This window comes from Hyphomicrobium sp. (genome assembly GCF_036833075.1).
GTDB lineage: Bacteria > Pseudomonadota > Alphaproteobacteria > Rhizobiales > Hyphomicrobiaceae > Hyphomicrobium_C.
The window spans coordinates 1-16,043 of the sequence record NZ_DAITQL010000007.1 but is presented as its reverse complement, the minus strand read 5'-3'; the positions used below and the strand labels follow the sequence as shown (position 1 = coordinate 16,043).

The 16,043-nt window shown below is 65.3% G+C and carries 14 protein-coding genes and 1 pseudogene; 2 read left to right on the top strand and 13 right to left on the bottom strand.

The genetic code is table 11. The features are described 5' to 3' along the window. Window positions 1-105 precede the first annotated feature (105 nt). From lpxB to V7082_RS03730, 5 genes are all read right to left on the bottom strand, one after another. Window positions 106-2,613: a lipid-A-disaccharide synthase gene (gene lpxB / locus V7082_RS03750; protein WP_334146282.1), complete on the bottom strand. Its 2,508-nt coding sequence runs from the start codon at window positions 2,611-2,613 to the stop codon at window positions 106-108. Window positions 2,614-2,747: 134 nt separating this feature from the next. Then, on the bottom strand, window positions 2,748-4,103 hold the full coding sequence (gene glnT, locus V7082_RS03745) for a type III glutamate--ammonia ligase (protein WP_334146281.1): 1,356 nt from the start codon (window positions 4,101-4,103) through the stop codon (window positions 2,748-2,750). A gap of 111 nt (window positions 4,104-4,214) precedes the next feature. Beyond that, window positions 4,215-5,543, bottom strand: a complete 1,329-nt coding sequence (locus tag V7082_RS03740) for an FMN-binding glutamate synthase family protein (RefSeq protein WP_334146280.1) — start codon at window positions 5,541-5,543, stop codon at window positions 4,215-4,217. Window position 5,544: 1 nt separating this feature from the next. After that, complete coding sequence (locus V7082_RS03735) at window positions 5,545-6,231, bottom strand: GXGXG domain-containing protein (RefSeq protein ID WP_334146279.1); 687 nt, start codon at window positions 6,229-6,231, stop codon at window positions 5,545-5,547. 5 nt (window positions 6,232-6,236) lie between these two features. Continuing rightward, window positions 6,237-7,133, bottom strand: a complete 897-nt coding sequence (locus V7082_RS03730; protein ID WP_334146278.1) for a class II glutamine amidotransferase — start codon at window positions 7,131-7,133, stop codon at window positions 6,237-6,239. A 361-nt stretch (window positions 7,134-7,494) separates the two neighbouring features. On the opposite strand from V7082_RS03730, the gene V7082_RS03725 reads away from it, so the two are divergent. Continuing rightward, complete coding sequence (locus V7082_RS03725) at window positions 7,495-7,716, top strand: hypothetical protein (protein ID WP_334146277.1); 222 nt, start codon at window positions 7,495-7,497, stop codon at window positions 7,714-7,716. 34 nt (window positions 7,717-7,750) lie between these two features. Here the strand turns inward: V7082_RS03725 and V7082_RS03720 are convergent, their stop codons facing one another. The 4 genes from V7082_RS03720 to V7082_RS03705 form a co-directional block, all read right to left on the bottom strand. After that, window positions 7,751-7,903, bottom strand: coding sequence for a hypothetical protein (locus V7082_RS03720; RefSeq protein ID WP_334146276.1), 153 nt, complete (start codon window positions 7,901-7,903; stop codon window positions 7,751-7,753). 24 nt (window positions 7,904-7,927) lie between these two features. Beyond that, on the bottom strand, window positions 7,928-8,302 hold the full coding sequence (locus V7082_RS03715) for a universal stress protein (protein WP_442909749.1): 375 nt from the start codon (window positions 8,300-8,302) through the stop codon (window positions 7,928-7,930). 173 nt (window positions 8,303-8,475) lie between these two features. Then, window positions 8,476-9,057 carry a universal stress protein gene (locus V7082_RS03710; RefSeq protein WP_334146274.1) on the bottom strand — a complete coding sequence of 194 codons (582 nt, stop codon included), beginning with the start codon at window positions 9,055-9,057 and terminating at the stop codon, window positions 8,476-8,478. 14 nt (window positions 9,058-9,071) lie between these two features. Continuing rightward, window positions 9,072-10,580 (bottom strand): APC family permease, encoded by a 1,509-nt coding sequence (locus V7082_RS03705; RefSeq protein ID WP_334146273.1) that lies wholly within the window; start codon window positions 10,578-10,580, stop codon window positions 9,072-9,074. Window positions 10,581-11,135: 555 nt separating this feature from the next. On the opposite strand from V7082_RS03705, the gene V7082_RS03700 reads away from it, so the two are divergent. Continuing rightward, on the top strand, window positions 11,136-11,885 hold the full coding sequence (locus tag V7082_RS03700) for a helix-turn-helix domain-containing protein (protein WP_334146272.1): 750 nt from the start codon (window positions 11,136-11,138) through the stop codon (window positions 11,883-11,885). Window positions 11,886-11,991: 106 nt separating this feature from the next. On the opposite strand, the gene gmk is transcribed toward V7082_RS03700, so the two are convergent. The 4 genes and pseudogenes from gmk to V7082_RS03680 form a co-directional block, all read right to left on the bottom strand. Further along, a complete protein-coding gene (gmk, locus tag V7082_RS03695; protein ID WP_334146271.1) occupies window positions 11,992-12,639 on the bottom strand; it encodes a guanylate kinase in 648 nt (215 codons plus the stop codon). Between the two features lie 136 nt (window positions 12,640-12,775). Next, a complete protein-coding gene (locus tag V7082_RS03690) occupies window positions 12,776-13,663 on the bottom strand; it encodes a YicC/YloC family endoribonuclease (protein ID WP_334146270.1) in 888 nt (295 codons plus the stop codon). Between the two features lie 366 nt (window positions 13,664-14,029). Continuing rightward, window positions 14,030-15,376 carry an endolytic transglycosylase MltG gene (mltG, locus tag V7082_RS03685; RefSeq protein WP_334146269.1) on the bottom strand — a complete coding sequence of 449 codons (1,347 nt, stop codon included), beginning with the start codon at window positions 15,374-15,376 and terminating at the stop codon, window positions 14,030-14,032. 152 nt (window positions 15,377-15,528) lie between these two features. Then, a pseudogene (locus tag V7082_RS03680) lies at window positions 15,529-16,043 on the bottom strand (beta-ketoacyl-ACP synthase II); the annotation flags it as partial.

Sequence of the window (16,043 nt, the reverse complement as noted above, 5' to 3'; positions counted from 1 at the left end):
GCCTCGCCGCCTCCCCGAAGGCACGTCTTCAACTCGGCGGTCCCCTCTCCTGACCTCGGCCCCAACGGGGGAGAAACAGGGCGGCGGCGTTGCGAGCGCAGGCATTCAGGTCGTGCGCTTTTTGTGTCCCAGGGCGTAATCGAGCACGATGTCGGCGGCCGCCTCGCTCGGGCTGCCGCTCTCGATGCGCATGAGATCGGGGATGCGCGCAAGGGCGGCGAGCTGGGCGCGCCGCTCCGGCGTATCGGAGAGCAGCGGGCGCAGCGCGGCGACAAGGTTCTCCGGCGTGCTCTGCTCCTGGTGCAGCTCCGGAAACGCGTTCTCTCCGAGCACGAGGTTGGCGAGAACCGTGGTCGGGGCCTTGATCATGCGGCGCAGGAACGGGGCGGCCAGCGGATCGACACGATAGGCGACCACCATGGGTGTGCCGGCGAGCGCCAGCTCGAGCGTGACGGTGCCTGAGGCCGCGAGCGCGGCGCTGGCGAGCTTGAAGGCGCGGACCTTGTCCTCCTCGCCCTCGACGATATGCACCGGCAGCGGCCAGGTGCGGCGTCCGCGCTCTATGAGAGCGCGGACGTGCGGCACGCAGGGTATGATGACCTCGGGCTCCGTTCCGCCCTCGAGCAGCAGGTGCAGGGCCTGGCCAAAGGGCGGCAGCAAGCGGCCGACCTCCGACGCCCGGCTGCCGGGAAGCACGACGACGACAGGCTTTTCCGGATCGAGGCCGAGGCGCGTCGCGAGCGGCTCGGGATCGAGCGCGCGCATGGCGTCGAGACGCTCGATCAGGGAGTGGCCGACGTAGGAGCAGGGTGGCCCGCCCAGACGAACGTGCGTCTCCGGCTCAAAGGGCAGGATGCCGAGGATATGGTCCACATAGGGGCGCATCCGGTGCGCCCGGCCCGGCCGCCAGGCCCAGACGCTCGGGCTCACGTAATCGATGATCGGGATGTCGGGGCGGCGCTTGCGGATGCGCCTGGCGATCGGGTGGGTGAACTCGGGGCTGTCGATGATGACGACGGCGTGGGGGTCGAAGCGCACGGCGCTTTCGACGGTGGCATGGACGCGCCGCACGATGCGCGGCAGGCGGCGCAGGATCGCGAGCGGTCCCATGACGGCAACGTCGGACATGGGGAAATCCGAGACGAACCCCTCGCGCGCCATATGCGCATCGCCAACGCCGGCGAGCTTCAGGCGGGTCCCGAGGCGCTGTCTCAGCGCCGCCACCAGCTTGCCGCCCAACGCGTCTCCGGAATGCTCGCCGGCGACGAGAAAGAGGCGAATGTCGTCCGTGGCGGCAGGCGGCGGGCAGCGCGTGTTGGCGGATGCCGCCTCCTCCGCCACGAGGAGGCACAGGCCCGCGGCCTCGGCGGTGTCCGTCACCGACCGCAGCGCGTCCTCACCCGCCCGCCCGCAGCGGATCGCGATGCCGGCATATCCCGCCGCAGCCACTGCCGTCACGACCGCGGACGTCACGTCGCCCGCGTCCCGCACGCCGGCGATGCCGCGGCGGCGATGCGTGAGGCTCGCCCACTGGCGCAGCCCCGCCGCCCGCGTCAACGTCGCATCGACCCCCTCGCCTCCCGCTTCCACGGACAGCACATGATTGCGCACGACCACCGCCGCGCGGCCGGCCTCGAAGGGGGCGAGCGCATCGATGACCGCCATGGCCTTGGTTGCATCGTCGCGCGCGTGCGCCTCGGGCGTCACGCGGCCGAGCGTCCGGAAACGCACCGGGGACGACCTCGGATCGAAGCGCCGTACGGCGGCGGAGGCGCCGCCGTCGTCGACGCCTTCGATGAAGAGGCGTGCGGCATTGGCGCGCCGCAGCGTCTCTCTGCGGTCGGCAACCAGCACCTTGCCGGCTTCGACGGCAAGGCCCGCGAGCCCCGCCGCCCGCGCCGCATCGACCGTTGCGGGCCCGATCGCCGGCATGTCGACGCGCAGATCCTGGCTGGGCTTCGAGCGCTTGACCAGCACGCCTAAGGGCGCTGGGCCGGCCGCGCGACGCCGCCCCGCGGCGCGCGCGATCATGCGATCGGTTCCCTCCGCGCCCTCGATGGCTTCGACGCGCCCGGCCGAGACGATCACGCTCTGGCCGATGTCGTAAGCGCCGAGCGCGCGCTCCAGCGCGAAGCCCCTGGCGATGTCGGAGCGGTCATCCGGCGAGGACCGGGCTTCGCCGAGCGCGCCGTCGCCGATCAGGATCTCGGGGGCCGCCTCGCCCGGCCCGATCACGCTCAGGCCCTGCCGCTCGAAGAAGCGCACCACGCGGCGCAAAACGCTGTCGTCACCTCCGGCGGCGACGATCCGCACGATCTGCGGCAGGTAGCGGAAGAGGCCGAGATCCGGCTTCAAGCCCTTGAGCTCCGGACGATGGACGTGTCCGACGATGACGAGCTCGGTCGCGCGCGCCTCCTTGAGGGCGCGCACCATGGCGCCGATCTGGCCCCAGTTAACGACGGTGACGGGATGCGAGCCGAAGTCGGTGTCGGCCTCGCCGTCGATGGCGACGATGGCGACGGGCCACCCACGTGCGGCCGCGCTGTCGGCGATCTCGCGCGGCAGGGTGCCACCTCCGGCCAGAATTCCGAGCCGCCGCTCCGTCGCGCTCATGGTGTCCCCTGCCGCCATGTTCCGGGTTGGCTATAGGGCATGCCGCGCCGCCGAGGCAACGGGAAGCGCTGCAAGCAAAAAAAAACCGGCAGTGATGAGCTGCCGGCTCAGGAGGTTTGGGGGTACGCCTCGCTCTAGCAGTCGATGGCGTTGTCACGCTCCCACTGGGAGAAGTGCGTGGCGTAGCTGTTCCATTCCTTCATCTTCATATTGATGTAGGCCTGGGAGAATTCCGCGCCGAGGGAGTTCTTGAGCTCGGTGTCGGCATCGAACGCGCGGATGGCGTCGAGCAGGTTCAGCGGAAGGCGGGGCGCGTCCTTGATCGTGTGCCCATCCTGATACATGTCGATATCAAGCGACGGGCCGGGATCGGCTTTGCGCTCGATACCGCTGACGCCGGCTGCGATGATCGCCGCCTGCAACAGATAGGGGTTCACGGCCGTATCGGGCAGGCGATACTCGAAGCGGCCCTTGCCCGGCACGCGCACCATGTGCGTGCGGTTGTTGCCGGACCAGGTGACGCTGTTCGGCGCCCAGGTCGAGCCGGAAGCCGTCCGCGGCGCGTTGATGCGCTTGTAGGAGTTGACCACCGGGTTGGTGAGGGCCGTCAGCGCCGACGCGTGCTTGATGACGCCGCCCATGAAGTTGTAGGCGACCTTCGACAGGCCCATCGGGTCGTTCTTGTCGTAGAACGTGCTGGTCTTGCCGGTCGCGACGTCCCAGCCGGAAATATGGGCGTGGCATCCGTTGCCGGTGAGCGTGGCGAACGGCTTCGGCATGAAGGTTGCCCGCATGCCGTGCTTTTCCGCGATCGTCCGCAGCATGTACTTGAAGAATGCATGGCGATCCGCCGTCGGCACGGCGTCGTCGAAGAGCCAGTTCATCTCGAACTGACCGTTGGCGTCCTCGTGGTCGTTCTGATACGGCTCCCATCCGAGGTCGTTCATGTAGTCGCAGACCTCGGAGATGAGGTCATAGCGGCGCATGATCGCGAGTTGGTCGTAGCAAGGCTTGGGGGCGGTATCGTAGGAATCCGAAACCTGCGTGCCGTCGGGATTGATCAGGAAGAACTCGATCTCGACGCCGGTCTTGACGCGAACGCCAAGCTCGGCGGCGCGGGCGACGACGTTCTTGAGGACGACGCGCGGCGCCTGGCCGACGGGCTTGTCATCCATGATGCAATCGGCGGGAACCCAGGCCACCTCGGGCTTCCACGGCAATTGGATGAGGCCCGAGGGGTCGGGGATGCCCAGCGTGTCGGGATGCGCCGGCGTCATGTCGAAGCCGCCCGCAAAACCGGCAAAGCCTGCGCCGCCCTTCTGGATGTCGGCGATCGCCGTTGCCGGCACCAGCTTTGCGCGTTGGTAGCCGAAAAGATCGGTATAGGAGATCAGAAAGTAGCGAATGCCCCGATCTTTTGCGATCAGGGAGAGATCCTGTGCAGCGCGAATTTCGTTCTCTTTGTCGATGGTGGCGAGATCGTGTGTCATGGTTTTCCCCATGCTTGGGTTAACGTTTCCCCTGGAAGCCGCCGCTTTTTTTAGCTTTTACGACGTGCTCCCCGGATCTGGGATCCGAGGAGCAGTGCTTTGGAGCCGTGTTTAAAAGTTGCCTTGTCCCGGGATCCAGCTCGTTCCCGCTAGCGGCACCCGCGCCATGGCGGCTGCCTCAATGTTGAGCGCGCAGAGATCCTCCGGCTCGAGGTTGTGGACGTGATTGTGGCCGGCTGCGCGTGCGATGGTCTGAAGCTCGAGCGTCATCACCTTGAGGTAGTTCGCCAGGCGACGGCCCGACTTCACAGGATCAAGGCGCATCGCAAGGTTCGGATCCTGCGTCGTGATGCCGGCCGGATCGCGTCCCTCGTGCCAGTCGTCGTAGGAGCCGGCCGTGGTGTTCAGCTTCCGGTACTCCTCCTCGAGGGTCGGGTCGTTATCGCCAAGCGCGACCAGAGCCGCCGTACCGATGGCAACCGCGTCCGCACCGAGCGCCAGCGCCTTGGCACAATCCGCGCCGTTGCGGATGCCGCCGGAGACGATGAGCTGCACCTTGCGGTGCATGTTGAGATCCTGCAACGCCTGAACGGCGGGCCGGATGCACGCCAGCGTCGGCTGGCCAACGTGCTCGATGAACACCTCCTGCGTGGCAGCCGTGCCGCCCTGCATGCCGTCCACCACGACCACGTCGGCGCCCGCCTTCACGGCCAGAGCGACGTCATAGTAGGGGCGCGCGCCACCGACCTTGATGTAGATCGGCTTCTCCCAGTCGGTGATCTCGCGCAATTCGAGGATCTTGATCTCGAGATCGTCCGGGCCGGTCCAGTCAGGATGGCGGCAGGACGAGCGCTGATCGATGCCCTTGGGCAGCGTGCGCATCTCAGCAACGCGATCGGAGATCTTCTGGCCGAGCAGCATGCCGCCGCCGCCGGGCTTGGCGCCCTGGCCGACCACGACCTCGATGGCGTCCGCCCGGCGCAGATCGTCCGGGTTCATGCCGTAGCGCGAGGGCAGGTACTGATAGACGAGCTTCTCCGAATGGCCGCGCTCTTCCGGCGTCATGCCACCGTCGCCGGTGGTGGTCGACGTGCCGGCGATCGTGGCGCCGCGTCCGAGCGCTTCCTTGGCGTTGCCGGACAGTGCGCCGAAGCTCATGCCAGCGATGGTGATCGGGGTCTTGAGCTCGATCGGCTTCTTGGCGAAGCGCGTGCCGAGCGTCACTGCCGTCGAGCAACGCTCGCGGTAGCCCTCGAGCGGGTAGCGCGACATGGAGGCGCCGAGGAACACGAGGTCATCGAAGTGCGGGACCTTGCGCTTCGAGCCGCCACCGCGGATGTCGTAGATGCCCGTCTGGGCAGCACGGCGAATTTCGGAGAGCGTATAGTCGTCGAAAAGCGCTGACTTACGCGGCGTGGTCGGGGGGTTATGATAGCTCATATCAATATGCGTCCGCGTTGTCGATGTTGAAGTTGTAGAGCTTGCGTGCCGAGCCATAACGCTTGAACTCGGACGTCTTCACTCCGTTGACGCCGGCTTTCTCGAGGAGCGCCTTCAGGGCATCGTGATGCTCGGGGCGCATCTCCTTCTCGATACAGTCGGCGCCGAGGCTCTTCACCTTGCCGCGGACGAACAGGCGAGCCTCGTAGATCGAGTCTCCGAGCGCGTCACCGGCGTCGCCGAGCACAACGAGGTTGCCGGTCTGGGCCATGAAAGCAGACATGTGCCCGATGTTGCCTTTGACGACGATGTCAATGCCCTTCATCGAGATGCCGCACCGCGACGATGCGTTGCCCTCGATGAGAAGCAGACCGCCGCGACCCGTCGCGCCGGCGTACTGGCTCGCGTCGCCCTTCACCACCACGCGGCCGGACATCATGTTCTCCGCGGCGCCAGGGCCGGCGGATCCATGCACGACAACGGTCGCCTGCTTGTTCATGCCGGCGCAGTAATAGCCGACGGAACCGCGGATGTTCACCGTGACCGGCGCGTCGAGACCAACGGCCATCGCATGCTGACCACGCGGGTTCAGCACATCCCACTCGGTCTCGTTGGTGCCATCCTTGAGCTGGTGCAGATTATTATTCAGCTCGCGGAGCGGCGTTTTCTCCAGATCAATCGATCGCATCGTAATCAGCGCTCCCAGAAATAAACAGTGGCGGGCTCAGGCTCCCAAATTTTTGCGTTCTCGATGCCGGGCAATCCGGCAAGGGCGCGGTATTCGGATCCGAAGGCGACATACTGATCGGTCTCGGCCAGCACGGCGGGCTTGCAGGCGATCGGATCGCGCACAACGCCAAAACCGTTCTTGGTGCCGACAACGAACGTGAAGAAGCCGTCGAGATCCTCAAGGCTCTTCTCGAGCGCCTGGCCGAGGTTGAGGCCCTGATTCATGCGCCACGTCAGATAGGCGGCAGCCACCTCGCTGTCGTTGGCGGTCTCGAAAGTCATGCCGTCGTGCTTGAGCTCGCGGCGCAGGTTATTGTGGTTGGAGAGCGATCCATTGTGGACGAGGCACTGGTCCGGGCCCGTCGAGAAGGGATGCGCGCCGAGCGTCGTGACGGCGCTCTCGGTCGCCATGCGCGTATGACCGATGGCATGCGTGCCGGTCATCTTGGCGAGATCGAACTGCTTGGCGACCTCGGTGGGATAGCCGACCTCTTTGTAGATCTCGATCGCCTCGCCGCGGCCCATGAGGCGCACGTTCGGGAACTGCTCGCGGATCGCAGAGCGCGCTGCTTCGATCTTACCTTCGTCGCAGGTCAGCACGGCGTGGGTGGACTTCACGTCCAACGTCACCTTGCTGCCAATCGCGCTCTCAATGGCTTTGGCAAGTCCCTTGAAATCCACGTCCGGCGTCGGGGACTGCAGCGTGACCTTGCCCTTGCCCGCTTCCGGCGCTCCGTAAATGGCAAACCCGGCCGAATCCGGCCCGCGTTCACACATGGTGGCCAGCATGCCGGCCGTCAGCTCTCCGAGCCGGGGCTCGAGCGCCTTGTCCTTTATAAAAAGTCCAACAATTCCACACATCGGCCGGGTACCCCCACGCTCGCGTTGTTTCAATCAAAACACAATAGCAGTGACTTTCCGTGAATTCAACTCCCACGAAAGAAATATTCCCACGAGAATACTCGCGGCACGTGACGCCAGACGTCCTCCCCCCTTCGGTTCATTCAATTGGCGTCGAAAATTGAAAGCATTGAGACGAGAAAGACCCGCTGCCGTACGACTGACGAGCGGATGATCGAGCGGCATCGCATGGCGGGAAACAAACGCCAGCGGTGTTGAAAGACATGCGATACCGAAAGCGGCTGCCTCATGGCCGCGCATCGAGACGGAGCACTCGGTGTGCCCTCCGACGCGCAAGGGCTCGGTTGCATGAGCGCGAGCCATGACGCTCGCCGCGGACGTGCGTCCGAAGGACATCGAGGGGGTGAGGCGCGTCCTCATCGAAGTGCGCGATTGGCGCGGACGGTGTTTGCGCACTCCTCGGGAGCAGGCCGGGCACGTCATCAAGCGGCTGGCGCTCAAGCTCGAGGGGATCGGGGCGACAGCGGGTGACGGGCGCGCCTTGAGAGACGGAGACCCCAGCCGCGCCCGATCGCCGGGGTGAGCACCGTGAACGTGTGCGGTCTTGACGGGATACGTCACGGCTTCACCCTGGCGACGATGGCCTGCACTCTGATCGGGATGCCGAAGCTGATCGGATGGACGGCGGCGTTGGTCCGGATCCCGTGACCGGTGTTCCGACCCAATTGCGCCAACCGTCCATCGATCCCTCGAAACGAGATGCCGGCCATCACGGCCCTTCTGTCAGCGGCCTGCTAGCGAACGATGACAACCGAAACCGGGCTGTGGCTCACCACCGCGGCGGTCTGGCTTCCGAGCAGCAGTCGACGCACTCCACGCCGCCCGTGCGAGGACATCATGATCAGATCGCAGCCTTGCTGCTCGGCGGCCTCCACGATGGCGTCGGCCGGCGATTCGTTGACACTGGTGATCGTCGACACCTCGATGCCTGATGCCTTGGCCATGTCCTTGATCGTCTTGAAGGCGGCTTCGGCGGCGTCGTGCTGGCTCTTGCGCCACGTTTCACCGGGCGCCGGATGCATCAGCGGATATGGCAAGGCAACCATGATGACCGTGACCTTGCTGTTGAGGGCCTTGGCCAATGCCATTCCTTGCTCCACACCCTGCATGGACAATTCAGAGCCGTCAGTCGGAAGCAGAATATGTTTGTACACGTCATTTCTCCAGGTTCGGTGAGCAGTCAAACACGTCAGCCACAAATCCAGCATCGTCGCAGGACGAAGCTGAAGGGCTGACGGAAACGCCACAACGCATGTCGGTCATGCGGTGCAGCAGGCATGTTTCAGGAGCCTGTCGGCGCCGCGCGGCCGATCGGCTTCTTGCGAGCCGACCGCTTGCGATCGGGTTTGGGCGTTGGGAGCGCCTTGGTGTCCGGACAGGATAGATAGACAGGAACGCGTAACGCCCGTTGGACACGGTACGGCTCCTGACTCCACATCAGAGAGGACACGAGAGCAGAGCGACGTGGATCTGCTCCCATGACAACGGCATCGCACCCGCTCTCGTCCACAATCTTGCGGATGCTTCTCGCTGGCTGTCGCGTCGTGACGATGTGCCCCCTCGTTTCGATGCCCATCTTCTCCAGACGGGCAATGGCCGAGTCCAGATTGCTGCGCTGCTCATCCATCTCTCGGGGAGTTGGGCGCAGGCCGCGATGGGGAAGGCCCCAACTTGTTCCCCACAGACGGGCAACAGTCAGAACCAGGATGCGGCCGCCTTCGGCTGGAAGGAGGGCGGCCGCCATCTTGAGGGTCTCGTCACTGAAGCTTCGGCCTTCGGATGCAACCATGATGTGGTGCATAGAGGCAGCGCGGTCGCGCTGCCCCTTGCTGAAAAGCCTGTGCCCGATCAGTTCGTGCAACACGCTATTCACACTCCTCACGGCGAAGCATAGCTGACGACGCCATCACGGCGATCTTCCCACTTCCGATACCAGTAGAGCGGCAGGTAAAGGAAGATCGCGAAGACGCCGATGAAGTAGTATATCGCCTGTCCACCGTAGTACGAGTACACAACCCCGCCGACCAGCCAGACGAAGAAGTAGAGCGCGGCGATCGCCAGAGAGATGTACATGAAGTAGTTCGGAAGGCTGAACGGACGCTTGAGGTTAGGACGGTTCTTCTTCAGCAGATAGTAACCGATCAGCACCGGCACGAACGAGCCAAGATAACCGACGTTCGAGAACGAGTAGATCTCGATAGCGCCGCCCATGAAGGCAATCGCCAGACTGGCGATCACGTTGGTGAGCATGGCGCGATCGGGCACGTGATGTGAGTTGAGGTGCTGGTAGAAACGCGGGAACTGCCCGTCGATCGACATCTGATAGAGCGAGCGTGAGCACCCCATCAGCGAGTTCAGAGCCGAGAGAACGAGCGCGATGATAAGCATGACGCCCATCGCCCATTCCATGACCGTTCCCGCCACGCCCGGGAAGATCTTCGAAGCGAAGGTCACGAACATGGTCTTCGGATCGACCAGCTCGGGGTTCGAAAGCGCGGTGGCCCCAAGGATGACGACAAACGAGATCGGCAGCATGGTGTAAACGAAGACGCCGTACCCGCCTTCGAGCGTCATGGCGATCTTCGCGTCGCGCCCGGGGTTGTGGCATTCTCCGATGTAGCAGGCCGCCGCCTCGAAGGCGATCACCGTCCACAGAAGCGGGAAGGCATAGGCGATATACATGATCCATGGCGACACCATCTCGCCATTGGTGGCCAGCATGGGATCCCAGAAGCTGCTTCCATCAAGATGTCTGAAGCCCCACAGCTCATTCCAGTTGGCGGCATCCATGTTGAAGATGAAGCCGACCGACAGGAACGTCAGCGGTATCATCGACAGAACGGCGAGAAACGTTGCCATGCCCGTGCCGAAGCGGATGCCCAGATAGGCCAGGATCGACAGCAGCAGCAGACCGATAGCGGTGATGGCCAGCGTCCAGTAGGAAATGAACGTGCTGACCGGCGTGATACCGCTCGTCGCGTCCAGGCCCAGAAGGTGGGTGATGTAGAAGGAGGCCAGAATCATATTGAGAGGCGCCACCGGCATCCAGCCCACCCAGTACATCCAGGCGGTGATGCCGTTCACATGAGGCGCGAGGCGCGGGAAGCGATCCTTATAGGCCGGATAGGCATAGGAGGGCGACCCTCCGGTGCGCCCTGGCATCATGGCCGAGAGTTCGGCCAGCAGCAGACAGAGTATCACGCCGGTCAGCGTGAAGAAGGTGATGAAGGGGATGTAGGAGGCGCCGAAGACGGTCAGGAACGCGGGCGCGGCGCCTGTGACCAGAATGGTTCCGGCAAGGCCGATGACGAAGGCACCCCACCAGTTGGTGCCCGACTGGAGACCGCCTTCTGCGTAGTCGAGGGTATCGTTGTGCATTTCGCTCATTTCAGCGCGCTCCCACTGATGTCATGTACGGTCCGGGGACGCGCCGGGAGGGACCTGCCGGTTGAGCAGGCTCGAAGATGGATATTCCGCGGGTCATCTGTTGTTTTGCTTCCCATGTTCGTTTTCCTCGCTTCGTATTTTGTAATTGTGCAACTTGGTTTCGCAGGCTTTTGCAGGTCGGAAGACGTCTCTCCGGTTCGTACGCCGGGCGTGTGCACCTTAAGCGGAGATACCTCCGTTCTTGGCACACGGTGAATCTCCCTACCTGTCGCGACATTCTGACGCCTTCGCACACCTTCACAAGAATTATTTTTGAATAGGAGGAAGCAAACGGCGCTTGCACACTAAGAATTTTGGTGGCGTAGTTACCGGTTCGGTCGGGGGAGACAGGCGCGCAGACGTCAACGTTGCCAGATCGACGCCAATCGTGGTTGAATGGGCGTGTCGGTGGCACTTTTTGAGCGGTAACCAGCTTCGGTTGCTCGTTTTTGTCCCTGGCCATTCCTGCCCTTGGGCGGTTTTTTTTGGATAGAGACGTTTGGGGGCGACGGACGCATGAGCCAGAAAACGGCAAGCCATGAGAAGGCCGCCCCGAACGACCCGCGCGCGACGGACGATCCGTACCGCCCAGGCATTCGAAAACTGCGCTCCGACGAGTTCACGGCGGTTCTGGCCACCGTCGATCCCAAGGATCAGGATCCGCACGCGCTCACCGGCTCGCGTGACAATATGCTGGAGGTCGCCATCGGCCGTGAGGTGCGCGCGTTCCGCAACAAGCTCGGCATCACGGCATCCGATCTCGCGAAGGCGGCGGGTCTGTCTCTCGGCATGCTGTCGAAGATCGAAAACGGCGTCACCAGCGCGTCGCTGACGACGCTGCAGCGACTTTCAAAAGCGCTGGGCGTACCGGTGACTGCCCTCTTCCGTCGCTTCGAGGAGCGGCGCGATGCTGTGTTCGTGTCCGCGGGCCAAGGGCTGCTGATCGAGCGGCGCGGCACGCGCGCGGGCCACCAGTACCAGCTTCTCGGGCATACGGGCGGCGTGTCCGGCGCCGTCGTCGTCGAGCCGTATCTCATCACGCTGACCGAGGAATCGGACGTGTTCCCGCTGTTCCAGCACGGCGGCCTCGAGCTGATCTACGTTCTCGAGGGTGAGGTGGTCTATCGCCATGCCGACAAGCTCTATCCGATGAAACCCGGCGACAGCCTGTTCTTCGATGCGGATGCGCCGCATGGACCGGAGGAGCTCATCACGCTTCCGATCCGCTTTCTGTCCGTCATCAGCTATGGGCGCGAGCTCCCGTAGAGACGCGAGCCGGCAGCGCCGCCTCTGACGGGATGCGAAGCGCCCTCTTTGCTTGTTCGACGCGATGACCTCGCGTGGTGCGGACGGCGTTTTGCTCGAAACCGCGTCAGGTCAGCGCCGCCTGCAATCCGCGCACGAATGACGAAAGCCCGGTCATGCGCTCGCGGCGCAAGCGCTCGGCGGCGAGGATCGCGCGTAGCGCGGCACTGCTCTCGGTGAGATCCGCATTGACGATCACGTAATCGTACTCGGCCCAGTGGCTGATCTCGGAGGAGGCTTCGGCCATGCGCTTGGCCACCACCTCGGCGGGGTCCTGCGCGCGGGTTCTGAGCCGCTGCTCGAGCGCGTCCGCCGACGGCGGCAGCACGAAGACGCGCACAAGCTCGCCGGCCGTGCGCTCCGACAGCTGCTGGGTGCCTTGCCAGTCGATGTCGAACAGCACGTCGCGCCCCTCCGCGACCGCCTGCTCGATGGGTGCGCGCGGCGTGCCGTAGGAGTTGCCGAAGACGGTGGCCCACTCGAGGAGCTGATCGCTCTCGGCCATGGACTTGAAGGTTTTCTCGTCCACGAAGATATAGTCGCGGCCGTCCACCTCGCCGGGGCGCGGCTTGCGCGTGGTGACGGAGACCGAGAGCGCGATGTGGGGGTCGGCATCGAGGAGCGCGCGCGACAGGGATGTCTTGCCGGCGCCCGACGGAGAGGACAGCACCAGCAGCAGGCCGCGCCGCTCGATCTTTGGCTTTTCGCTGGTCATTCCCCCTGCTCCTCGCGTCTCTCCGACCCGCGGGGTTAGACCACGTTTTCCATCAATGGAAAACCAGCATGCGTCTGCTTCCGATTTCGGGCGGCCGGGCCCGACGCCAGCTTCAGCCAACGCAGCGGCTATCTGGCTACTCGATGTTCTGGACCTGCTCGCGCATCTGGTCGATCACGACTTTGAGCGCGAGGCCCGCCCGCGCCACCTCCTGGTCGGCCGCCTTCGAGGTCAGGGTGTTGGCCTCGCGGTTGAACTCCTGCGCCAGGAAGTCGAGCCGGCGGCCGATGGCGCCGCCCTCGACAAGGAGGGCACGGGCGGCCTCCACATGCGCGCGCAGGCGCTTCAGCTCCTCCTCGACGTCGGCGCGTGTCGCAAGCAGAACCGCCTCCTGGTGCAGGCGCACGGGATCGAGCGCCTGGCCCGTCTCCATGAGCCGCGCCACCTGCTCGGCCAGCCGGCCACGGACGGCTTCGACGGAGCGCGAGGGTGCGGCCTCGACGGCCTGGGCGAGGCGCGCGATATCGTCCACCTGGCGCAGGACCACGTCCCTCAGCCGCATCCCCTCCTCGCCGCGCGAGGCCACGAGCGCGGCGATCGCCACCTCAAGCCCCGCGAGGATGGCGGCCTGCTCGGCGGCCTGGACGCCCTCGTCCTCCGCCTCGTCGGCGATGTCGAGCACGCCCTTGAGGCCGAGCAGCGTCTCGACGCGCGGCGTCTCGGCCCCGATCGCCTCGCTCAAGCGCGTGGCGATGGCGACGACGCGGTCGAGGGCTGCCTGATTGACGCGCACCTCGCCGGTGCGCGTGCGCCGCGAAACGCTGAGACTCGCGTTGACGCTGCCGCGGGCCACGGACTTGGCGATGCGGTCGCGGATCTTCGGCTCCAGCGCCTCGAATCCGGGCGGCAGGCGCAGGCGCAGGTCCAGGCCGCGATTATTGACGCTGCGCAGCTCCCAATGCCACGCCGTGCCGTCGAGCGCGCCGTCGCTGCGGCCAAACCCGGTCATGCTCTGCAGGGTCATGGGAACTGTCGGGCCTTCTGTCGGGAGATCTCGCGGGAGGCCAAATCTCAGCGCGACAGAGGTACGCGGGCCGGGCGCGGGTCGCAAGGGGATCGGGCGATCGGGAGGATGGCCCGCCGGCGGCTAGAGCGTCTCGCGATCCGATGGAATCGGATCGGACGTTCCAGGTTGGTGATTGGTCGCATGGTCTTGCGACGAACCCCTCACCCGCGCAGCTTCGCTGCGCGACCTCTCCCCATCATGGCTGAGCCATGCTCCGCATGGACATAGTGGAGCCATGCTCCGCATGGTCATGGCGGAGCCATGCTCCGCATTGACGATCGCTTCCCGGTGAGGAGGGACAATTCCATCCGAAACCGAAAAACCCTAAGGCCTCTTCGGCTTGCGCACCGGGGGCGGAACGGTCGAGGCGGTGGCCGGCGCGGACGCGGCCTCGCCCTTGGCGGCGACCGGCTGCGCCTTGGCCCCGGTGGTGCCTGCCGGCGGTGCCTCGGCCGGCGGGTTGGGAAGCTCGGTGACCGGGTTTTCGGCAGGCTGAGCCACGCCAGCGGTCTCGCGGGCTCCCTGGCGGGCCCGGATCTCCTTCTCCGTCTTGCGCCAGTTGGCGACGGCGGCGTTGTGCTCCTTGAGCGTCGCCGAGAAGATGTGGCCGCCGCTGCCGTCGGCGACGAAGAACAGCTCGCCGTGCTCGGACGGGTTGAGGGCCGCCTCCAGCGCGGGCCGTCCGGGGTTGCAGATCGGCGTCGCCGGCAATCCCTTCATCTGATAGGTGTTGTGGTCGTTCTTCGTCTCCTTCTCGGTCTGCATGATGGGCTTGCCCCACTGCACGCCGCCGCCGTAGATGCCGTAGAGGATGGTGGGATCGGACTGCAGCGGCATCCCCTTGCTCAGGCGGTTGACGAACACGCCGGCGATGCGGTCGCGCTCGTCGGCGCGGCCGGTTTCCTTCTCGATGATGGAGGCCATGACCACGGCCTCCTCCGGCGTCCGGAAGGGAAGGTCCTTGCGCCGGCGCTCCCAGGCGCGCTCGACGACCTGCTTCTGCTTCAGCTGCATGCGCTCGAGGAGCTCCTGGCGCGGCATGCCCTTCTCGATGCTGTAAGTCTCGGGGAGGAGCGCGCCCTCGGGAGGAACCTCGGTGATGTCACCCGACAGGTTCTCCTCGCTCTTGAGACGCTCGACGATCTGCTGGCTGGTCAGGCCCTCGGGGATCGTGACCTTGTACTGGACGGCCTTGCCTTCGGAGAGAACCTCGATCACCTCGCGGATGCTGGCGCCCGGCTTGAACAGATACTCGCCGTGCTTCAGCGAAACCGTGTCGGGGTGCAGGCGGCTCTGCACCAGGTAGTTGATCATGAAGGCCCAACGGCTCGAAACGACGCCCTCCTGCTCGAGCTCGTCTGCGATCTTGTTCGAGCTCGTCCCCTTGGGGACCACGACCGTCTGGCTGACGGTGAGCGGTCCGGGGCGGGTGTAGAGGTGGCCGACCAGCAGCGTCAGCGCGCCGGCGGAGACCATGACGAAAAGAAGCACCGTCAGGATGCTGCTCACGACGCGGGCGAGACCGGTCACGAGGCGGGAGTCTCCGCGCTGGCGAACGCCATGCGGGCGCGGCGGGGCGCGTCCCGGCTCGAGCGCCTCGGCCGGGCTTCTCGGACGGACGCCATCACGCCGTGACAGCGTAGGCGGACCATCCCGGCGCGTTCTGCTCATCGACCCTTCCCGTCTCGCATTTTCAGGCAGATTGCGCGTCCCCACACGCGGGCCGGATAGTCCGAGCTTATTGTGGCAAAACCCCGGACGCCGGCTGACTGACCCACGGTGGATCCGACGCCGGACGGGGATTCACGCCGCTCGAAAACGCTCTAAGCGACCTTACGCAGGACGAGGGAGGCATTGGTGCCGCCGAAGCCGAACGAGTTCGACAGAACCGTGTTGATCTCGCGTTTCCTCGGCGTGTTCGGCACGAGATCGATCGCCGTCTCGACCGAGGGGTTCTCGAGGTTCAGCGTCGCGGGCGCGATCTGGTCGCGGATGGCGAGCACGGAGAACACGGCCTCGACCGCGCCGGCCGCGCCGAGCAGATGGCCGACCGACGACTTGGTCGACGACATGGAAACCTTGGCCTGCGTATTGCCGAACAGGCGCTCGACCGCGGCGAGCTCGATCTCGTCGCCCATCGGCGTCGAGGTGCCATGGGCGTTGATGTAGTCGATGTCGGAGGGCGCGAGGCCGGCGCTCTTCAAGGCCGCGCGCATGCAGCGGAAGGCGCCGTCGCCCGTCTCGGAGGGCGCCGTGATATGATAGGCGTCGCCCGACATGCCATAGCCGATCACCTCGGCGTAGATCTTCGCGCCGCGCGCCTCGGCGTGCTCGAGGC